The sequence below is a fragment of the Pelomonas sp. Root1444 genome (assembly GCF_001426885.1).
Lineage (GTDB): Bacteria > Pseudomonadota > Gammaproteobacteria > Burkholderiales > Burkholderiaceae_C > Pelomonas.
The window spans coordinates 80,555-99,241 of the sequence record NZ_LMFP01000028.1 but is presented as its reverse complement, the minus strand read 5'-3'; the positions used below and the strand labels follow the sequence as shown (position 1 = coordinate 99,241).

20 protein-coding genes and 1 pseudogene are annotated in these 18,687 nt (G+C 63.6%); 15 read left to right on the top strand and 6 right to left on the bottom strand.

Annotated elements, in window-relative coordinates; all coding sequences use genetic code 11:
• Nucleotides 1-87: 87 nt before the first annotated feature.
• From ASD35_RS18390 to ASD35_RS18375, 4 genes are all read left to right on the top strand, one after another.
• Complete coding sequence (locus tag ASD35_RS18390) at nucleotides 88-1,134, top strand: DNA-binding protein (RefSeq protein ID WP_056876424.1); 1,047 nt, start codon at nucleotides 88-90, stop codon at nucleotides 1,132-1,134.
• 41 nt (nucleotides 1,135-1,175) lie between these two features.
• Nucleotides 1,176-1,493: a hypothetical protein gene (locus ASD35_RS18385; RefSeq protein ID WP_157275656.1), complete on the top strand. Its 318-nt coding sequence runs from the start codon at nucleotides 1,176-1,178 to the stop codon at nucleotides 1,491-1,493.
• Between the two features lie 179 nt (nucleotides 1,494-1,672).
• On the top strand, nucleotides 1,673-2,002 hold the full coding sequence (locus ASD35_RS18380) for a helix-turn-helix domain-containing protein (protein WP_056876422.1): 330 nt from the start codon (nucleotides 1,673-1,675) through the stop codon (nucleotides 2,000-2,002).
• Between the two features lie 5 nt (nucleotides 2,003-2,007).
• Entirely contained in the window at nucleotides 2,008-2,262 is a 255-nt protein-coding gene (locus ASD35_RS18375) for a helix-turn-helix domain-containing protein (RefSeq protein WP_056876421.1), read from the top strand.
• A gap of 11 nt (nucleotides 2,263-2,273) precedes the next feature.
• Here ASD35_RS18375 and ASD35_RS18370 read toward each other — a convergent pair whose 3' ends face one another.
• The gene (locus ASD35_RS18370) at nucleotides 2,274-2,600 is read right to left on the bottom strand and encodes a helix-turn-helix domain-containing protein (protein WP_056876420.1); all 327 of its coding nucleotides are present in this window, start codon (nucleotides 2,598-2,600) and stop codon (nucleotides 2,274-2,276) included.
• A gap of 131 nt (nucleotides 2,601-2,731) precedes the next feature.
• Here ASD35_RS18370 and ASD35_RS18365 point away from each other — a divergent pair, with 131 nt between their 5' ends.
• From ASD35_RS18365 to ASD35_RS18355, 3 genes and pseudogenes are all read left to right on the top strand, one after another.
• On the top strand, nucleotides 2,732-3,232 hold the full coding sequence (locus tag ASD35_RS18365) for a hypothetical protein (protein ID WP_157275655.1): 501 nt from the start codon (nucleotides 2,732-2,734) through the stop codon (nucleotides 3,230-3,232).
• The gene (locus tag ASD35_RS18360) at nucleotides 3,229-3,570 is read left to right on the top strand and encodes a hypothetical protein (RefSeq protein WP_056876418.1); all 342 of its coding nucleotides are present in this window, start codon (nucleotides 3,229-3,231) and stop codon (nucleotides 3,568-3,570) included. Before ASD35_RS18365 ends, ASD35_RS18360 begins: the two co-directional genes overlap by 4 nt.
• Nucleotides 3,571-4,276: 706 nt before the next feature.
• A pseudogene (locus ASD35_RS18355) lies at nucleotides 4,277-4,945 on the top strand (transposase); the annotation flags it as partial.
• Nucleotides 4,946-5,067: 122 nt separating this feature from the next.
• Here ASD35_RS18355 and ASD35_RS27365 read toward each other — a convergent pair.
• Nucleotides 5,068-5,289: a hypothetical protein gene (locus tag ASD35_RS27365; protein WP_157275654.1), complete on the bottom strand. Its 222-nt coding sequence runs from the start codon at nucleotides 5,287-5,289 to the stop codon at nucleotides 5,068-5,070.
• Nucleotides 5,290-5,534: 245 nt separating this feature from the next.
• Between ASD35_RS27365 and ASD35_RS18350 the strand changes: the two genes are divergently transcribed.
• The 4 genes from ASD35_RS18350 (at nucleotide 5,535) to ASD35_RS18335 (ending at nucleotide 8,730) form a co-directional block, all read left to right on the top strand.
• The gene (locus ASD35_RS18350) at nucleotides 5,535-6,038 is read left to right on the top strand and encodes a hypothetical protein (RefSeq protein WP_056876417.1); all 504 of its coding nucleotides are present in this window, start codon (nucleotides 5,535-5,537) and stop codon (nucleotides 6,036-6,038) included.
• A gap of 235 nt (nucleotides 6,039-6,273) precedes the next feature.
• Nucleotides 6,274-6,540: a hypothetical protein gene (locus ASD35_RS27360; protein WP_162254493.1), complete on the top strand. Its 267-nt coding sequence runs from the start codon at nucleotides 6,274-6,276 to the stop codon at nucleotides 6,538-6,540.
• 566 nt (nucleotides 6,541-7,106) lie between these two features.
• Nucleotides 7,107-8,426 (top strand): hypothetical protein, encoded by a 1,320-nt coding sequence (locus ASD35_RS18340; RefSeq protein ID WP_157275652.1) that lies wholly within the window; start codon nucleotides 7,107-7,109, stop codon nucleotides 8,424-8,426.
• Nucleotides 8,416-8,730 (top strand): hypothetical protein, encoded by a 315-nt coding sequence (locus ASD35_RS18335; protein ID WP_056876414.1) that lies wholly within the window; start codon nucleotides 8,416-8,418, stop codon nucleotides 8,728-8,730. Before ASD35_RS18340 ends, ASD35_RS18335 begins: the two co-directional genes overlap by 11 nt.
• Here ASD35_RS18335 and ASD35_RS18330 read toward each other — a convergent pair.
• From ASD35_RS18330 to ASD35_RS18315, 4 genes are all read right to left on the bottom strand, one after another.
• Nucleotides 8,727-9,353, bottom strand: a complete 627-nt coding sequence (locus ASD35_RS18330; RefSeq protein ID WP_056876413.1) for a hypothetical protein — start codon at nucleotides 9,351-9,353, stop codon at nucleotides 8,727-8,729. The genes ASD35_RS18335 and ASD35_RS18330 overlap by 4 nt on opposite strands.
• The gene (locus ASD35_RS18325) at nucleotides 9,350-10,477 is read right to left on the bottom strand and encodes an XRE family transcriptional regulator (protein WP_056876412.1); all 1,128 of its coding nucleotides are present in this window, start codon (nucleotides 10,475-10,477) and stop codon (nucleotides 9,350-9,352) included. Before ASD35_RS18325 ends, ASD35_RS18330 begins: the two co-directional genes overlap by 4 nt.
• Nucleotides 10,478-10,596: 119 nt before the next feature.
• A complete protein-coding gene (locus tag ASD35_RS18320; protein WP_056876411.1) occupies nucleotides 10,597-11,361 on the bottom strand; it encodes a hypothetical protein in 765 nt (254 codons plus the stop codon).
• Entirely contained in the window at nucleotides 11,361-12,110 is a 750-nt protein-coding gene (locus tag ASD35_RS18315; protein ID WP_056876410.1) for a hypothetical protein, read from the bottom strand. The genes ASD35_RS18320 and ASD35_RS18315 overlap by 1 nt, the downstream gene beginning before the upstream one ends.
• Nucleotides 12,111-12,321: 211 nt before the next feature.
• Here ASD35_RS18315 and ASD35_RS18310 point away from each other — a divergent pair, with 211 nt between their 5' ends.
• The 4 genes from ASD35_RS18310 to ASD35_RS18295 all read left to right on the top strand — a co-directional run bounded on the left by ASD35_RS18310 (nucleotide 12,322) and on the right by ASD35_RS18295 (nucleotide 18,603).
• Nucleotides 12,322-12,705, top strand: a complete 384-nt coding sequence (locus tag ASD35_RS18310) for a hypothetical protein (protein ID WP_056876409.1) — start codon at nucleotides 12,322-12,324, stop codon at nucleotides 12,703-12,705.
• Nucleotides 12,706-12,782: 77 nt separating this feature from the next.
• Nucleotides 12,783-14,015, top strand: coding sequence for a TolC family protein (locus tag ASD35_RS18305; RefSeq protein ID WP_056876408.1), 1,233 nt, complete (start codon nucleotides 12,783-12,785; stop codon nucleotides 14,013-14,015).
• A complete protein-coding gene (locus ASD35_RS18300) occupies nucleotides 14,012-15,487 on the top strand; it encodes an efflux RND transporter periplasmic adaptor subunit (protein ID WP_056876407.1) in 1,476 nt (491 codons plus the stop codon). The genes ASD35_RS18305 and ASD35_RS18300 overlap by 4 nt, the downstream gene beginning before the upstream one ends.
• Nucleotides 15,484-18,603 (top strand): efflux RND transporter permease subunit, encoded by a 3,120-nt coding sequence (locus ASD35_RS18295; protein ID WP_056876406.1) that lies wholly within the window; start codon nucleotides 15,484-15,486, stop codon nucleotides 18,601-18,603. The genes ASD35_RS18300 and ASD35_RS18295 overlap by 4 nt, the downstream gene beginning before the upstream one ends.
• Nucleotides 18,604-18,687: the final 84 nt, after the last annotated feature.

Below are 18,687 nucleotides of genomic sequence, written 5' to 3'. Positions count from 1 at the left end.
AAGAGATTTTTGACACTATAGGACTAATGTCAAAACAATTTCATCAAAGGGTGGATATATAACGTATTACGTCATACTATCAACGCCGTGAGCACCGAAACCGAAATCCTGTCCGAAGTCGAGGCCTTGAAGGCCAAATTCAGCGAAACGCGAGCCCTGTACCGCGAGGTCTGCGCGCTGCTGTTTTTCAGGTTCGGGATCACGCCGACAGCGAACAAGCTCTACCAATACGTCCGGCGAGGGTCGATGAACGTGCCGACCGACGAGGTGGGGAAGTTCTGGGACGACCTTCGGCACCGCGCGCGCGTGGACATCCAGCATCCGGATCTGCCGGGCCCCATCAAGGCCGTGGCCGCCGAAGCCATCGCTGCACTTTGGAGCCAGGCGACAGAGGCGGCCCGGGGGGAGTTGGCCGCGGCAAGGCTCGAGCTCCAGGCCGACACCGAACGCGCCCAGCAGGCCCAGGCGGCCGCTGAGCAGGCGCTGGCGTCAGCACAAGCTGCCACCGAGCAGCTCCGTGCCGAGCTCGCTCAGGCGAAAGAACGGGTGCGACAAGCTCAGGCCGAGCTTGAATCCGAGCGCCGTGGCCACGCTGGCACGCAGGCGCGCGTACAGCAGATGCAGAGCCAGCTTGAAGAGGCCGGCCGGCAGCAACAAGCGCTGCAGGACGGATTTACCGCGGAACTGGCCAAAACGCGTGAAGCGGTCGAGGCTGCCAACGAGCGCGCCGCCGGCGCTGAGCGGCGCGCGCTCAAGGAAGTCGAGCAGGAGCGCCAGGCGCGGGCTCGGGCCGACACCGCTGCCGAAGCGGCACGCCAGCGGCTGGCCGAGGTGGAAGCTGCCGCCCGGGAGCAAGCTGTCCAGCATGCCGCCAAGGCGACGCGGCTGGAGATCGACGCCAACCAGGCCAAGCTGGCACTGAATATGGCCGCCCAAGCTCGAGACGAGCTGAACCGGGAGGTTGCCACACTTCAGCAGCAGCTCGCCGACCGCCAGCAGGCCGCCTCGCGGTACCAAGCCGAAGCCAAGACACTGCAGGCCCTGATCGAGCGGTTGACGCCGCCACCCGCACCTGAAGGTGGCGCGTCAACCGGGCGCACCACACGTCGCAAAGCAGGCTCCGGCAAGACGTGAGCGAGGCGACGGAGAGCACGGCCGGCCCGAAGCTGGTGGCAGTGGCCAAGACCATCAAAGACCTTGATGACCTGGTTCGTCTGGTCGTTGCGGGGCTCATCGCTGCGAAGCCGTGGCAGCGGCAGCTCGCCGCGCGCCTTGGCGAGGTCGACCGACTGCTCCAGATGCTGCGGCTGACCATCGCGATGGAAAAGCCGGACACCGAGATTGCCGCAGCGGCACTGGATGTCGCGGCGGCCTGTCGCAGGACGGCGGCCTGCCTCGCCGGCAGCAGGGCCACCAATCCCGCACTGCAGGCGGTGGCGCTGGTCAGCGACCTCGGCGAAAGGCTACGCACCGCTTTCAGCTCGGTGCTATAGCGACCGCCAGCCAACGACCCATCCTGGTCGCTATCAGGGTCAGTAGTGGTTCCGCGGGACAGCGGCCGATACGGTCCAGATGGGCTCAGTTTGGCCAAATTCGCGTACGCAAACGCACCTTATAAGGTGTAGTCCATTAAGGTGCGTGATGAGCCAATGCGGGCCGGAATCGACCCGCGATGAGTCTCAAGGCAGCACCCCCCAAATTCGGCCAGGCGCTTCGCGCCGTGCGGCTCGAGCGCGGGCTGTCCCAGGAAGATTTCTACGAGGTCTCTGGTCGCACGCACCTCAGCCGCCTGGAGAACCAGGGCGCGAGCCCGTCGCTGAACAAGGTTGCCCAACTGGCGCAGACAATGGGCGTCCATCCCTTGACCCTGCTGACGCTGTCGTTCTGCAACAAGGGCACCCCGGCAGAAATCGACAAGGTCCTGGCCGCTGTCCGCGACGAGATCGCCTCGTTCGAGAACCTGCGGCTGGGCACGCGAGACAGGCATCGCCGGACGACGTGAACCCGATGCCGCTGGCGGCCGACACCGCCTTCGCTGCAGAGCTGGCCCAGCTCCGGCTACAGGCGGGACTGAGCCGGCGAGAGTTGGCTGAGCAGGTTGGCATCGAGACAGCCGACGTCGGTCTCAGTGAAGCAGGACAGCGCCACGTCGACGTGGTCGAGCTGTTTTGGTGGTGCCAAGTCTGCGGGTCCTCGCTCGAGGGCTTTGCCGAGCGCATGGATAGGCGCCTGGCGCGGGCCACGGGTTCAGACCACCACTGAGCGGGCCCGGCTCACTTCTCTCCCGAAGCCCGCCGACCGTTTGCCGCCCCGGCAGCACGCTTGCGCGGCCGCTTGGGCAGACGGACGCTGCTGAGCCAGCGCAGCTCATCGTCCAGGTCCTGCAGGAACTCCATGAAGCTGTAGTCCAACGCCTCGATCCACTCCCGCAGCTCGATGACGTTGAGGGTGGTGGCGCCGCTCTCGACATAGCTGACCCAGCCTTGGCTGCGGCCCAGCAGGTCGCCGAGGTCGGACTGGCGCAATTGGCGTGACTCGCGCAGGCCTTTGAGCTTCTTCAAGAAGGCTTCGTTGTGGCGGCTGTACAGGGATTTGGACATGGATTTCTCTCAGCCTCGCACCGTATCCCAGCCGTCTCCATATCAAGAATTTGCATACGGCGTGCGAGCCCCAAGAATCAGCGTCTTCAAAGACTTCGCTGACGGATCGTCCCGCCGGCCACAGCCGACTCATGTTCGTTTCGCACCCCGAGCACAAGTTCCCGATCCCTCCCGCCCTCGATGACCGGGGCACTCAATATTGGCGCATGGTGGAACTGAGCCTGCACGCGCCATGGTTCCTGCTTTCGGTGGAGTTCGTCGATCCGGATGAGCCCGACCTGAGCATCACCCGCACCTTGTGCATCGCCTGGGAGTACGACCTGGCAGACGTGCTGCGCTCGCTCGACGCCGACAGGGTGAAGGGCATCGTCTGCATGATGCCGGCCTGGCAGTCACCTACGAGGCAATGGTGGTCTCGCGAGATCCGAGAGGTTTGGGTTCACAGCTCGCCCAGTGGCCAGCACATCGTGCTGGCCGACACCGCCGGCAAGGAATTCGATTGCGGGCTCATCCCAGAGCACGTCGGCGGTGTCGAGAAGGAACTGCTGCTGCGCGTCGACCCGAAGCCGGCCGGCCAGGCGCCCAACCGCCGGGCGCGCCGTGCCGCCCGCCACGGGAAGAAGAGCTCGTGAGCGGCGCAGGCAGCAAGGGTGCCCACGGCGGCGTGTCTGGCGGGCGCGACGAGCATCACGTCGCGCGCCACTTCGTGATTTGCAAGGAGATCATGCTGGGCTTCTTCAATGGCCGAGAGCAGTACGACGTTTTGATCGATCCCGGCCAGGGAACGCTGATGTTCGATGGCAGCGATATCTACTGGCTGATCGACAACGAGCAGCGGATGTCGGACACGATCAACCACGCCATCGGCATCTGGCTTCGCGACGGCAGCATCGAAGAAGTGATGGCGCCACCAAGTCCATCAACAGCTGCCGGATCCGACGAGCCCCCAGGTCGAAAGCATGAGGAGTAAACAGCCCCCATCAACGGTGGCTCGGCTGAAGCGCCGTCCCGACGGAAGCCAGCAAGTTGTCCTGCCAGAAGGCACTGTGCCGTGGCGGCTGGGCCAGCGCGTGTGGCTTCAGGCTAGTCTTGGTCGGATTGAAGTCTCTCCAAAGCCGCAAGGTCGCCGTGGCGATCGCCGACACACCGGCCGTATTCGGCGGGGCTTCAAATCGCTGCTGACCGACGGCTAGCGGTGGTGCTCGTGGTGACGAGGTTCCCGCAAATCCCGCTGCATGCGGAAGTTCCGCATTCAGCGGGAACGTGCGGATTTGCGGGGTAGAGGTCTTGATTTCGCTGCGCCTCGGACCTTTGCGATGGCCAGGGGCTTTGGCGAGCCAGCCATAAGACCGGCAGTGCCCTTCGGCTCGGTCACACTCAGCGCGAGGACGTGATCGCGCATGAGCCCGGCCCCGAACACGCGCGCCGCCTTCTCTGCGAGCTCGGCGGAAATGGTGACGAACTTGCTGCGGGCTGCGACGCAACCTGAGCACACAGTCCGGCGTCTTTTAAGCACCTAGTCTGGCGACTGTTGGCCATCTCGGCCAAACATGTCGGTCCGCCCGTCCGAGACCGGCTAGATACCGCTTCAGGCTGAGGCTGTGTGAAAACCCTCCTGGCGGTTCGATCTTCGCTGTCTAGATTCAACGTATCGATCGGACACGATGGAGGCAGAGATGGCGCGATTCGTCGAAGGTCAGGGCCGGCATCAGGTGACGTTGTTGCCGGAATGTCTGGATGACTTCGTGGCTGAAGACAACCCGGTCCGAGTCGTGGATGCCTACGTCGATGAGCTCGATCTTGGCAGCCTCGGGTTTGCCGGCGTGACGCCCGCAGAGACTGGCCGGCCGGCCTATCACCCGGCGGTCCTGCTCAAGATCTATATCTACGGCTACCTCAATCGCGTTCAGTCAAGCCGACGTCTTGAGCGCGAGGCGCAGCGCAATGTCGAGTTGATGTGGTTGACCGAGCGTCTTGCCCCGGACTTCAAAACCATTGCCGACTTCCGCCGGGACAACGGACCGGGCATCCGCAAGGTCTGCCACCGCTTCGTGGAGCTGTGCCGGCGCCTGAAGCTGCTCAGCGGTGATGGTGTGGCCGTCGACGGCAGCAAGTTCAAGGCGGTGAACAGCCGCGACCAGAACTTCACTGTCACCAAGATCCAGAAGAGGCGCCAGCAGATCGAGGAGAGCATCGAGCGCTATCTGGCCGCTCTCGACACCGCGGACAGGACGCTGCCGCTGATGGAATTCGGCCCCAGGTCTGCCCAGCTCAACTACAAGCTGGACTCGCTACGCGAGCAGATGAGAAGGCTCGATCAGATGGAGGTGGAGCTGGCGCAGTCAGGCATGCAAATTCACAAGCGATTTGATGGTTATGAGCAGCGGACACGCTGCTCAGCCGATCGCACTAGCCGCGCAACATCGCTGGAATACGCAACAGCTCGCGGCGAGCCCGTGGTGCGGATTTAACCTTTGGTGAGGGCACTTGCGAACACAGGATCGAAGACGCCCCGCTCTGCACGAAAGTCTTCTTCCATCAGGCGTTCGAAATCCGGGCTTCCGAACTCGCGTCCGACAGCGGGCATCCGATCCCACATCTGGTCTTCCAGCAAGCCCTCAATGCGCCGCATGAGCAACATTTCGGTGCGCCGGTTGATCAAGGTACGGCGCTGTCGTTGTGATGTCATTGGGTGTTGCGCCTCAGATAAGACGGCCCTGATCAGCTGGCGCCGGCATTCCCTTCACCCATGGCGCACTCGCAACGAAAGTGCTTGGCCGCGGTGAGCACCTTGGCGTGGCGCGTTCGTGGATGTGACATCGCTAGAGTGGTTGCAGCCTGGGTCAGCTCACGCTGATCTAAGGCTTGACCCTGCATGACCTCTACGGGCGTTAGGCCCTCTAGGTCAGCGCGAGGCAGGCGGAAGAAGGTCAGGTGACGTTCACCAGCCAGTCCATCCAAGATGGCGAGCACGCCGGCAAGGGGCTCGCCAACAATTCCCTCCAGAGCCTGAAATGCTGGATACAGCCTGCCGCGTCGCCGACCAGCTGGCAGAACAGAGAAGAGGGCGCCATCCTTCTCTCGAATCCAAACCATGTCTTCGCTCAGGCCATGAAGTTCCTGCCCCAGTTGCCTGGCGGTGAGCAAGCGCATCGGATCGGCCGGAGGCAGCGCGACGCCTCGAGTAGCAAACCGATTGAGCGAGGCCCAGAGCCCTTCGAGGTCGAGCTCATCATCGTCACACAGGCCCGGATTCTTCAGCATGATCCCTCGGATCTGTGCGGCAAGATTGGCCGCCAGAGTCGGCAGATCGCGGTACTCAATCCGACGGCCGCCACGGAGGTCGCGTACGAGTGGGGCTTTGGCCGTTTGCGTCATTCCAGCTCCTCGGTGCTGTGCGCTTCGCTCAGTGCATCCGTCTTGATCATCCAGTATTGAATCAATACCCGATGCATTACGCGATCATGTCGCTAAGTACTTGATTTTACTGGCGTTTGTTCTAGATTTGAGGGTGAACAGAGAGCGGGCGACCCGCTGGCACGCGCCTGGGCTGACATGACGTTTCTGGCGCGACGCCAGCTTCCCGGTCGTGCCCAGCAGAGCACGGTGCCGTCACGGAGTGCGCTGCAGCAATCTGCTCCTTGGCGGCGCAAACCAAGGGGAAGCGTTGGACATGTCGACGGTGATTCGCGACTTCATTGCTGGGCAGCGTTCTGCGCTGGCGCAGTTGGAGGCATTCGCCGGCACGCCAGCGTACGCGCGTTTACTGAAGATCCTTCGGCCGCTGACCGACGGGGACCCTGAAGCGGGTCTCGCTGCGTGGCTCGTCGAGCATGACGAAAGTCTTGGCGCTCGACCAGTCGAGATCGCTGGCAGGCCTGGCGGCCTGGAGCTTGTCGCCATGCGCCTCGAGCGCATGGCTGGCCACGTTTGCGCTTGACATGGGAAACGGCACGCGACGCGCCAGCGGCCAATCCACAAGTGGTAGGTGCGCCAGGCGTCGCTGGATTCCGAGGGGAGTTTCGTCGCAGCTGGCAGTTCAGCTGAATTGCGTCGCAACTCATGAATGCGACGGCAAAGGCCTCAACTGCTGGAGACGCCAGAACGAGGGGAATGCTGTCGCGTTTCGGGACTTTTCAGGTGGAACTTTGTGTCGGACGACTAACAGCAGGCCTACCACTCTAGGGGGGGTCCTAGAACTTCCCGCGCTAAGTTGGCGTCCCGCCGAATATTCATTCGGAACAGTCCATTTTCTGGGTGGAACCCCACCCCCAGGCTGCAGACCGCTTTTTGCGCCAAAACCGAGCATTGCGGCCGTCGGCGCCTCCCAGCCGGCCAGCCGCCACCCAATTCGGGACTGCGTCGTCATCCGCCACCCAAAGATGGCTTACGTCGGCTCGCACCACCCAATTCGGGACTGAAAACGCAAGACCGTACTGCGTTTCAGGGGATGCTTTTCGAGTCGTTTAGGGTGCTTCAGGCTCTGGGTTTTCGGATGACGCGCCCATGGACTTCGCTTCTCCACACTGGCTTACCTCGCTTGAAAGCAATGCTCGACCCTGGCTTCAGGAGACGGCCGTCGCTGAAGGCAGCGTCTTTGTTGGCAAGCAGGCGGCACAAGCGTTCCTGAAAGCGGAATGGCCCGAGTTGTCGCAGGGGGCGCGTTCAATCCTGGCGGATGTAGCAACGGCTGCGGCCTACGGGCATCCGAGCAAGAACGCGGCCGCCGCCTTGCAACGTGACGACCTGCCTGCTGAAGAGCTCACTCGAGATGCCTTGAGGCGCAGCAGGCTACTTTCGAGGCGGCTGGCGGCCTTGGATGGCCCACCACTGGCCCAGAGTGCGGAGGACCCTGAAGGCGTCCAGGCCCTGGTCAACGTCTCGCTCGGCTTACCTAAGACCTACCTGGCGAGGCTCGCCGCTGAATTCGTTCCGGTGGTGCTGCAGCAGAAGCTCCCGCCTCGCGTGGCTTTGGAGTTCCTGCGACCGGTGCCGCGGGACTTGCTCTTTCGTGCACGACAGATGCAATGCGAGGTGAGGGAGTCGAAGTTCCGCAAGCTCCACACCGGCAGCTTGCCCGCAGGTGTTGATTCGTGGCCGGGTAGCCAGGCCTTGCTCAGCACCGTGCAGCACCTCAGCGCCCACTACACCGCTGAGTGGTCGCCGGACGGACGGCGTGGCGTGAACCACGCTCTCCTCGAGGCGTTGAGCTGGCATCCGCCAAGTAGAAATTTGGGCTTGGAGGTCCAGAGCATCTTCCGCTCCATAGCTGTCTTGCAGTCAACCTACGACGACAGTGTGCTGGCTGGCGCAAGGAAGCTGGTCGAAGAGGCGGTAGCGTGGGTCAACCGGGCAAATTGGAAGCACATTCGCATTGAGCTGGTCGCTGAAGCTGCCGACTACTTGACCGTGGGCTGGCCTTGCCCCGCATGCATGGTGCGCTTGCGAACAGAACCCAACGTGCACCGGCAATTGCCGCCATACAGGCGCTCCTGCCGATGCACTGCGATGCGCTGGTGCTGGTCAGACACACCCCCTCATCCGCTGGCACAGCAACTGCGGCGCGCGCAGCACCGCTGTCGGCTCTGGGCAGTGCTCAGCGGACTTGGCGTGACGCAAAAGCTCAACGTCTTCGAGGTGTTGGACGCAGTGCAGCAAGACGTGAACGCCGTCTGGCGCGTCCAACAGACACAGCGCAACTTCAAGGATGCTGCGAGGGCACGTTGGTCGAGGCTAACTGCGGCGCAACCGTCCAATGCGGCGGAAGCTCATCGGGTGAGCCAGGTCGAGACTACCCTCGAGAGGGAGGTGCCTGATGGCTTCTGAACAGTTGGTGTTTCGTACCGTCTACGTCGACCCGGACGTAGACACAGCGTTGCGAGCGATGGCAACTTCCGAGGGCATCGGCAAGGGCCTGATGTTTCGCCGATTCCTAGCGGCCGGCCTGAGGAAGAACCGAGGTAGGAAGCTACAGCCCGGGCGAAATGACACCATCCTCGCCATGAGGGCTGTCTACGTCCCTGCCGACCTGGAAGGGCGAGTCAGTGTGTTGGCCTTCAAGAGCCGGATGGGAAAGACTGCTGTCATCCGTCAGCTCTTGCGGCTTGGCCACAAAGCGCTTGCGGCCTAAGGCTTGCCGATGAGCTTCGGCGCAGGGCGCTTGAAGACCTTCTTGAAATCACCCGCCCAGCCGGTGTGCGGCAGGTCAATGGCATTGCTCCATTGCTGCATGATGGCGTCGACCTTGGCGTCATTCACGAAGCCCTGGTCGAGGAAGTACTTCAGAATCTTCAGCGACGACATCGTCGGAAGGCCCAGGTCCTTGGCAACGAGCGTCAATGCCAGTTCGTCAGTCAGGATGCCGTATTGGAAGTGGTACGCCACAGCCAACACGGCGAGGTCCGGCACCGAAAGGAACGGCAACTCCTCCCCGTCGCGGTCGTACTTGCGACGGCTCGAAATCTCACCCTCCAGGAACTCCTCGGAATGTTCCAACAGGAACTCCTTCGAGTCCTCGATGTCCAGCAGCTCCTGCTTGGTGGTCTTGAGTTGCCACTTCTTGCGAAGGCTGGGGTGCGGGTCCCGGTTTAGCCACAAGAACTTACGGCGCAGCCGGGTGCCCGCGAGTTCCGGGTCCGTCTCGGCGATGGAGCGAAGCTCGTAGTGCGGGTGCCCGCCCCAGAAGTTCGGATGAACGCTTGCAGCCAGTCGGAGGTACGCGCAGCTATCAACGATGAGGAACTTCGCTGTCATGCAAGCTCGGCGACGATTTGCTTGGCGTCGACGAGCGAGCAATCAAGGATGCCCTGAACGTAGGTGACGGAGGGCTTGGCTTCGCGGATGTAGGACTTCAGGGCGCCGTACACCGGGGAGTGGAACACCGACTCACTGATATGAATCAGCTGGTCCAGGTCGATGTCTTCACCTTCAAAGAAGACGCTTGAAGCCAGAGGAGGCTTGCTCATCTCCATCACCTGATAGAGCGCCTTGTCTTCATTGACGATTCGCGTCAGTCCATGCCGGTCGGCATAACGGTCCAACTGCTTGGCTACGCAGACCATGGAAATTTCCAGGCTGTCAGCAACCGATTTGATTCGGTCCATCCTCCTGCTCTTTGCACGCATCGGCTGCAGCTCCTCGTACAACGCCTTGCAGGCAACGTCCGGGAAGAGCAGGGCGCCAGCGAAGCCATCAGCAAAGTCCTCACCAGCGTCACCCGGCAAGGAGGTGAAGGTGTAGGTGTGTCCGAGCTCGTGCGCCAGCCAAAACTTCAGGTCAACCATCCGCGTGTCGAGATTCAGGTAGACCCACGTGGTCGCCGTCTTCGGCAGGTAGATGTGGATGGCGTTCTCGTGGCCCTTGCGGTGCCCCCACAGCACCGGGACGATTACCGCCTGCAGCTTGCGGAACACATTGGCGATGGTCGGAACATTGATGGCGCCAGCCTCTTGGACGCCCATCTCTTTGCGAATGACCCGAGCAACTGCCTGGAGGTAGTCGTAGTCGTCGTGCGGGTTCTTCAGCGCCGGAGGCGTGTGGATGGCGTCGAAGGGCAGATGGCGAACCATCGCTTCGAGCATCTTCCCGCGGTGACGAGCGCGCGCGACGTGGCTGCTCTGCGCCTGCTTGCCACGAGCCATGCGAAACGCCACCTGCGGCTGCACCGCAGCCTGCTCAGTCCGGCCCAACAGCACAGCACGGCTGAGCTTGAGCAGGATGGACAGCTTAAGCAGCTTGTCGGTGCGGGGCACGGACTCGCCGTTGAGCCACTTGGAGACGCTTTCCCGAGACACCTGCATCTCCTTGGCCAGCGCGGCGGGGGAGAGCCCCTTCGCGTCCATGGCAGCCTGGATGGCTTCGGTGTTCAGTGTCGTCATTAAGTCCCCTTGAGCGGTCGGTGATGATAGTGGATTTGTCAACTTTCGTCAACCGTGTAGGGACTGCTGTTATCCCTTTCCCGAGCGCTGTGGCAGGCCTGCTTAGATGGATTCGCGCCTTACAGAGAGATGACACGCAGGATGGAAGATGCCGGGACCGCGGTGTTCTCACCATCGAAATTGGCGATGGAGCTGCCCGTCGGTCCGCCATGGAGGGCGCATGACCTCAGATAGCAGAGCGCCACCCCGATATGAAACTCTGGGCTGAATGCCGGCGTCACGAACTTCACCACCGTAGGCTGCCACGCAGCTTCAAAGGCCGGCAGCAAGTCTCGCCCGCAAGATGCCTGGACCTCCAGGCACAGGTCCTCGATGATTTCCGGCATGTCCACATAGGAGTGCTGGCCCGTCGCATGGGCGTTCAGCGCGGTCTCCAAGACGAACATCGCGAAGGGGCCGAACTCGGTACCGCTCGTCAACTTATGCTGCAGCTGGAACGTCAGTCCATCTCCACGCGCGAACGCGGTGGCCACCTCCTGCCGGTCAGTGTCGTTGGTCAGCGTCTCGTGGATGCTGCGCTTCAGGGACTCAAGTGCCAGCGGCAGCGGCAGGATGCCGTCGGCGAAGTTGGTCCCAGGCGGCACGCGGGTACCGTGGAACCAGCACAGCTCTTCAGGCACCTGCGGCGTGCCCAACGCTGCGCACGCCCGCTGGTAGACGAACTCGTCGAACTGCGGCAACCGCTGATAGTCCCGGCTGAATTCCTCGTCGACCGACGCGTCACTCAGGAAGGCGCGTAGTCTTTCGACGCTGCAGCCGAACAGCTGGCGCAGCGAATCGAAGGCGGACTCGCGACTCTCGCAATCCAGGCGCACGCCCGGCATCACATGATGAGCTTGCCGCGGTCACCAAAGCCCTGCGGCTTCACGTCGAGCTCGGCCAGTTGCTCGAGGAACGGCTTGCGGCACCGGAAGCCATTGGTGGTGGACTGCAGCCATGCCCCGTTGCGCCTCTCGAGCCAGGTGGTCCCAAATACGTCGCCGGCGGTGAACCCCGCTTCGAAGTAGCGCACCCTGTCTCCCTTGGGATTCACAGCGACATGGACAGCGAGTTCGTCGAACCCAGCGTCGGCGATTGAGCCGCGGGCCGGCAGGCCATTGGGCAGCACGAAGTCAAACAGGTGGCCGGAGCGCATGTTGTCGTCAAACCGGTCGTCGCCCGGCCGCAGCGTGAACAGCTTTTGTTCCAGTGCTGCGTTGACGCCGCAGACCATGAGGTTGCGCCATGCACGTTCGCGAGGCGTCTTGTATTCAATGTCATAGCCCGACGTCGGCATGGTCTTGGTCACGCCGTACTGGTCGTGCCACAGGTCGAAATCGAACTCAGGGTCCTTCGGGTCCAACGGATAGCCGAACTGCGTCAGGCGCGTAAGGAACTGCTCGGGGTCAAGCAGGTAGAAGGGACGGTCTTCTTCCGGGCCGGTCATAGCGGCCTTCAGAGCCGCATGCGTGCGAAAACCCATGCTGGACGCCAGCGCTTCGGTCAGGTGGGAAGACTTGACCTCAACGAACTCGTCCATCAGACGCTTCTTGAGGTGGGCGAGGGGAGCCTCGCAGAGGGAAATGGCAGCCATGGCGGCACTCCAATCAGGTGTCGTCGACGGTTCCCGATTACGCATCGACGCGGATTGAAGTCCGTTCGGCGGCGAAGAAGAAGACTGCTTAAACCCGGGAACAGGTTGGGCTCAGTCGGCCTTGATTGAAGGATAGCAAAGGAGATTTGTCTTGGCGAGCTTCCCTTGGCCGCAACCGGCATAAAGGCGTCGCGCTAAACTTCTTGTGACCATGCTCCGCCGCTCCACCCGTCGCCTGACCACCGCGTTCTTCGTGGTGCTGTCGCTGCTGTTTTCACAGCTGGCGCTGGCGAACTACGTCTGCCCGCAACAGGCAGACCCGGCCGCGATGGCGGAAATGATGGCTGCTGGCACGCCATGCGTGGGCATGGACCAGGACCAGCCGGGGCTGTGCGCAGAGCATTCCTCCAGCGCAGCCCAGTCGTTCGAGGCCGTCAAGGTCCCGACCGTGTCGCTGCCGATGGTGGTCCAGGTGATGGAACTGCCGCTGCTGCTCGACGCTGTCGAAGCCGCGACTGTCCCGGCTGCAGCCACCACCGAGGCGCAGCCGCCTCCGGACCCACTCTTCCTCTCCACGCTCAGACTCCGAGTCTGACCAGCTCCGTCGACTGACAGGCGCCGGTGCGGCACGTCCGCATCCCGGCAACGCCGCCGCTCGTCCACGGAGTTTTCATGCCATCACCACGTTTCCTGCGTGCAGTAGCCCTGACTGCTGCCTTGCTGCCCGTCCTTTGCGCAGCAGCACCCCTGACGCTCGACCAGGCCCTTGAGCTGGCCGTTCAGCGTTCCGAATCCGCTCGAGCAGCCCGCGCTGGTGCCACCAGCGCCACTGAAACCGCTCGTGCCGCTAGTCAACTGCCTGACCCTGTCCTGCGGGCTGGCGTCGACAACCTTCCCATCTCTGGAACGGACAGATTCAGCTCGCGAGACTCGATGACGATGAAGCGCATCGGCGTCAGCCAGGAATGGCTTTCGGCCGAGAAGCGTGCCGCACGCCAGGCCGCTGCCGACGCGATGGCTGGTCGGGAAGCCGCCGCCGTGTCGGCAGCTGCAGCCGAAGTCCGCCTTCAGGCTGGTCTGGCCTACCTGGACGCCTGGTTCGCGGGCGAGACGCTCAAGCTCACCGCGCTGACGGAGCACCACGCTCACGAGGAGCTGGAGGCCGCGCGCGCAAGGCTGTCCTCTGCCACCGGAAACAGCCAAGAAGTCCTCGCGCTGACTGGCGCCCAAGGCGTCGCCGAAGACGAGACGGCCGAAGTGCGGCAGCAGCAGGCCGCCGCAATGGCCGCACTGGAGCGCTGGGTAGGCACCAAGGCAGACGACCTGGCTGCGCCAAGCTCCCTCTCGACGCCGGAAGAGCAGGCCTACGTGGCCAGCCATCCCACCGTCCTTGCCGCACATTTAGATGCCGACGTGGCCCGCAAGGAGGCCGAGCTGGCACGGACCAGCCGCAACCCGAACTGGTCATGGGAGGTCAGCTACGGCCAGCGCGCCGGCTACCCCGACATGGTCTCCGTCGGCGTCAGCATCCCCCTGACCGTCGCGCCCGCACGGCGCCAAGACCGCGACATCGCTTCCAAGCTGGCCCTGACCGAGAAGGCGGAAGCCGCACTGGCTGAGGCCACCCGCATGGCCACCGGCGAATACCGCGCCCTGGCTAGCGACGCTAAGCGCTTGGCCGACCGCATCGAGCGCTACCGCGCGAGCGTTGTCGTTGCCGCGCAGCAGCGCACGTTCGCTGCCATGGCGGCCTATCGCTCGAATCAGGTTCCCCTGATGACGTTGTTCGAGGCTCGCCACGCCGAGGTCGAGGCGCAGCGAAAGCTGTTCTCCCTCCAACGCGACCTGGCCAAGACCCAGGCCCAGCTCGCCCTGAAACCCATCCTCGAAGGAGCCGCACGATGAAGCGCGCAACCCTTGCCGCCGCGCTCGTCGCCGGTGGTGCACTACTGGCTGCTGGCGGGTTCTACGCGGGCCGTTCCACACAACCCACCGCCGCCGCACCGGAGTCGCCCTCGTCCACGGCAGAGCGCAAGCCGCTGTACTGGCATGACCCCATGGTTCCAGGCCCGCGCTTCGACAAGCCGGGCAAGTCGCCGTTCATGGACATGCAACTCGTGCCTGTCTACGCCGACGAGGCGGGCGACGGTGGCGTCAAGGTCAGCCCGACGGTGCAGCAGAACCTGGGCGTGCGGACTGCTGTCGTCAAGAAGGCCGATGTGTCCTCGTCGTTCGACGCCGTGGGCACCGTGCAGTTCGACGAACGGCTGAACGTCGCTGTGCAGACCCGCGTCGCTGGGTTCGTCGAGCGCTTGGCGGTTCGCGCACCTATGGAACAGGTTCGCAAGGGCCAGGCCCTGGCCACAGTCTTCGCGCCCGAATGGCTCGGGCCGCAGAACGAGTTGCTGGCGCTGAAGCGGGCTGGCGTCGCCCCGGACTTGATTGCGGCGACGCGAGACCGGCTGCGTGCCATGTCCATCCCTGACGGGCTCGTCCGCCAGAGCGAGGAGACGGGCATCGCACAAGCTCGGTTCACGCTCAGCGCACCGGCAGGTGGCGTGGTGGCTGAGCTGGGCGTACGCGAAGGTGTCGCTGTGTCTCCGGGCATGACGCTCTTCCGCATCGCAGGTCTGGAGAAGGTCTGGGCAGTGGCCGAAGTGCCTGAAGCGCAAGCCGTGCGCCTGGTGCGCGGCCAGAAGGTCAAGGCCGAACTGCAGGCCGACGCCTCGCAGACCTTCAGCGGCGAGCTGAAGGAAATCATTCCCCAGGTCAGCGCCAACACGCGAACCCTGCAGGCGCGCTTCGAGGTCGACAACCGGTCCGGAAAGCTGACCCCAGGAATGCTGCTGCGTCTGCAGGTAGCAGGTGCCACCTCGTCGCGCCTGGTCGTTCCTGCTGAGGCCGTCATCCGCACGGGTACGCGGGCCGTGGCCATTGTTCGCAAGAACGGCAGCGCCTTCGAGCCGCGCGAGGTCAAGCTCGGTACAGACCTCGGCGACCAGGTGGAAGTGCTCGATGGTCTACGTGAAGGCGACGAGGTGGTCACCAGCGGCCAGTTCCTCATCGACTCCGAGGCCCGGCTGAAGTCGGTGCTCGGCGCCATGGGCGCCGCGCCAGCAGCATCCGAACCGGCAATGGCCATGCCCTCCGTCTTCAGCGCCGACGGGAAGGTGGAAAGCGTCGAAGCCGGCAGCTTCACCATCAGTCACGGGCCTGTTCCCGAGTTGAAATGGCCTGCCATGACCATGGCGTTCTATAGGGCCGGTCCCACGGTTTTCGCAGACATCAAGCCTGGCGACTCCGTCCACTTCGAGTTCAAGAAGCAGCGCGACGACTACGTGCTGGTCTCGGTCCAACGGGTGGGAGGCATCAAGTGATTGCCTCGCTCATTCGGTGGTCGGTCACCAACCGCTTCCTCGTCCTCATCGCGACAGCCTTCCTGGTTGCTGCGGGTCTGTGGTCTGTAGCTCGAACGCCAGTCGATGCGCTGCCGGACTTGTCGGACACCCAGGTCATTGTGCGCACGACCTACCCCGGCAAACCGCCTCAGGTGGTCGAGGACCTGGTGACCTACCCACTGACCACGACCATGCTCAGCGTGCCAGGCGCGAAGACAGTGCGCGGCTACAGCTTCTTTGGCGACTCCTTCGTCTACATCCTGTTTGACGACAAGACCGACCCATACTGGGCCCGGTCGCGCGTCGTGGAGTACCTTAACCAAGTGCAGGGCCGTCTGCCGGCCGGTGCGACTGCAGCGCTGGGCCCGGACGCAACGGGCGTCGGCTGGGTCTACGAATACGCGCTCGTCGACCGCAGCGGCAAGACCGATATCGGCCAGCTCCGCGCGCTCAACGACTGGTTCCTGAAGTTCGAACTGAAGACCGTGCCGGACGTATCCGAGGTCGCCAGCATCGGCGGCATGGTGCGTCAGTACCAGGTGGTGCTCGACCCCGACCGTATGCGCGCTTTGGGCATCACGCACGCCATGGTTGTCCAAGCACTGCAGAAGGCCAACCAGTCGTCGGGAGGCTCGGTCGTGGAAATGGCCGAGACAGAGTACATGGTGCGCTCGCGCGGCTTCCTGAAGTCGCTGGAAGATTTCCGCACGATTCCCCTGGCAGTCAACGGAGCAACACCGGTGCTGCTGCGGGACGTGGCGACGGTTCAGGTCGGCCCGGAGATGCGGCGCGGCATCGCCGAGTTGGACGGCGAAGGCGAAGTGACCGGAGGGGTGGTGGTCATGCGCTCGGGCAAGAACGCTCGCACCACCATCGCAGCAGTCAAGGCGAAGCTGGAGGCGCTCAAGCCCAGCCTTCCTAAGGGCGTCGAAGTCATTGAGACCTACGACCGGTCCAAGCTCATTGACCGCGCCGTCGACAACCTGCGCGTGAAGCTCCTCGAAGAATTCGTTGTCGTCGCGGTGGTCTGCGCCGTATTCCTTTTCCACCTGCGCTCCGCTTTGGTGGCAGTGGTCACGCTTCCTGTCGGCGTGCTCACTGCGTTCATCGTGATGCACTGGCAAGGTGTCAGCGCGAACATCCTGTCGCTGGGCGGCGTGGCTATCGCGCTGGGCGCGATGGTCGACGCCTCGGTCGTCCTGGTCGAGGCGGTACATAAGCACCTTGAGCACTTCGAGGACAAGCATGGTCGACCACCGACATTGACTGAACGCTGGGAGCTGGTCACCCAGGCGTCAATGGAGGTGGGGCCGGCGCTGTTCTTCTCGCTGCTGGTCATCACGTTGTCCTTCTTGCCCGTCTTCACCCTCGAAGCCCAGGAAGGGCGCTTGTTCTCGCCGCTGGCCTTCACCAAGACCTATTCGATGGCTGCGGCCGCGGGCCTGTCGGTGACGCTGGTCCCGGTGCTGATGGGATACCTCATCCGTGGCCGCATCCCTAAGGAGACGGCGAACCCGGTGAATCGCTTCCTCATCGCCACCTACCGGCCGGCGCTGGAGGCGGTGCTGCGTTTCCCCAGAGCCACGCTAGCCGTCGCAGCGGTGGTGCTTGCGGTGACGGCCATCCCCGTCATGCGGCTGGGTGGCGAGTTCATGCCGCCGCTGGATGAGGGGGACCTGCTCTACATGCCCTCGGCACTGCCTGGCATCTCGGTGTCGAAGGCGTCTGAGCTGCTTCAGCAGACGGACCGGCTCATCAAAACTGTGCCCGAGGTCGAACGGGTCTTCGGCAAGTCGGGACGTGCCGACACCGCCACCGACCCGGCGCCGCTGGAGATGTTCGAGACCACCATCCAGTTCAAACCACGCGAGCAGTGGCGCGCGGGCATGACGCCCGACAAGCTCGTCGAGGAACTCGACCGTGTCGTCAAGGTGCCGGGCCTATCGAACGTCTGGGTGCCGCCCATCCGCAACCGCATCGACATGCTGGCTACTGGCATCAAGAGCCCAGTAGGCGTCAAGGTCGCCGGCGCCGACCTGGCGACCATCGACCGACTGGCGACGCAGATTGAATCGGCCGTGAAAGGCGTGCCCGGCGTTTCATCGGCGCTGGCTGAGCGGTTGACCGGCGGGCGATACATCGACGTTGACGTCGACCGCGCTGCGGCCGCGCGCTTCGGGCTGTCAGTGGCGGATGTTCAGGCCGTGGTGTCCACGGCCATCGGTGGGGACAACGTGGGCGAGGTCATCCAAGGCAGAGAACGCTTCCCCATCAACGTCCGCTACCCCCGCGAGGTACGCGACTCGCTGGAGCGGCTGCGCCAGCTGCCCTTCGTGACCGAAAAGGGCGCGACGGTGCTGCTTCAGGACGTGGCCCGCATCTCCATCGAAGAGGGGCCGCCTATGGTTCGCAGCGAAAACGCGCGGCTTTCCGGCTGGGTGTACGTCGATGTCCGAGGGCGCGACCTGCGCTCGGTCGTCCACGAGATGCAGGAGGTTGTCGGCAAACAGGTGGCGCTGCCGCCCGGCTACTCCGTTTCGTGGTCGGGGCAGTTCGAGTACCTGGAGCGAGCCACCGAGCGCTTGAAGGTCGTCGTGCCGGTCACCCTGGCCATCATCTTCGTTCTGCTCTATCTGCTGTTCCGTTCGGCAGGCGACGCCGCGTTGGTCATGGCGGCGGTCCCGTTCTCCCTCGTGGGCGGCTTCTGGCTCATCTGGGTCTTGGGGCACGCCATCTCCGTGGCAACGGCCGTGGGCTTCATCGCCTTGGCCGGCGTGGCTGCGGAGTTTGGAGTGGTGATGCTGGTCTACCTGCAGAACGCTTGGAAGCAGCGGCTGGCTGCTGGCGAGCCGGAGAACGAGGAGACTTTGCTTGCCGCCATCCGTGAAGGCGCGGTGCTACGGGTGCGGCCGAAGGCCATGACGGTGGCGGTCGTGATGGCTGGCCTGCTGCCCATCCTGTTTGGACACGGCACCGGCTCTGAGGTCATGACCCGAATCGCCGCGCCCATGGTTGGCGGGATGGTTACGGCACCGCTGCTGAGCATGTTGGTGGTGCCGGCTGCCTGGTACCTGATGCGACGTCGCGTCCGGTAGATTCGTCGATTCTCGGCATATCAAGACCTCTGGGGAAATTGACGTTGAATTGGACTCTTCGACCGGCCGTTGGTACGGACGCGG

Coding starts and splice junctions, on each gene's coding strand:
- ASD35_RS18380 (WP_056876422.1), top strand. CDS start 1,673: ATGAGTCTCAAGGCAGCACCCCCCAAATTCGGCCAGGCGCTTCGCGCC.
- ASD35_RS18375 (WP_056876421.1), top strand. CDS start 2,008: ATGCCGCTGGCGGCCGACACCGCCTTCGCTGCAGAGCTGGCCCAGCTC.
- ASD35_RS27365 (WP_157275654.1), bottom strand. CDS start 5,289: ATGACATCACAACGACAGCGCCGTACCTTGATCAACCGGCGCACCGAA.
- ASD35_RS18330 (WP_056876413.1), bottom strand. CDS start 9,353: ATGACAGCGAAGTTCCTCATCGTTGATAGCTGCGCGTACCTCCGACTG.
- ASD35_RS18320 (WP_056876411.1), bottom strand. CDS start 11,361: ATGCCGGGCGTGCGCCTGGATTGCGAGAGTCGCGAGTCCGCCTTCGAT.
- ASD35_RS27360 (WP_162254493.1), top strand. CDS start 6,274: ATGTCGACGGTGATTCGCGACTTCATTGCTGGGCAGCGTTCTGCGCTG.
- ASD35_RS18315 (WP_056876410.1), bottom strand. CDS start 12,110: ATGGCTGCCATTTCCCTCTGCGAGGCTCCCCTCGCCCACCTCAAGAAG.
- ASD35_RS18370 (WP_056876420.1), bottom strand. CDS start 2,600: ATGTCCAAATCCCTGTACAGCCGCCACAACGAAGCCTTCTTGAAGAAG.
- ASD35_RS18300 (WP_056876407.1), top strand. CDS start 14,012: ATGAAGCGCGCAACCCTTGCCGCCGCGCTCGTCGCCGGTGGTGCACTA.
- ASD35_RS18325 (WP_056876412.1), bottom strand. CDS start 10,477: ATGACGACACTGAACACCGAAGCCATCCAGGCTGCCATGGACGCGAAG.
- ASD35_RS18340 (WP_157275652.1), top strand. CDS start 7,107: ATGGACTTCGCTTCTCCACACTGGCTTACCTCGCTTGAAAGCAATGCT.
- ASD35_RS18335 (WP_056876414.1), top strand. CDS start 8,416: ATGGCTTCTGAACAGTTGGTGTTTCGTACCGTCTACGTCGACCCGGAC.
- ASD35_RS18310 (WP_056876409.1), top strand. CDS start 12,322: ATGCTCCGCCGCTCCACCCGTCGCCTGACCACCGCGTTCTTCGTGGTG.
- ASD35_RS18365 (WP_157275655.1), top strand. CDS start 2,732: ATGTTCGTTTCGCACCCCGAGCACAAGTTCCCGATCCCTCCCGCCCTC.
- ASD35_RS18305 (WP_056876408.1), top strand. CDS start 12,783: ATGCCATCACCACGTTTCCTGCGTGCAGTAGCCCTGACTGCTGCCTTG.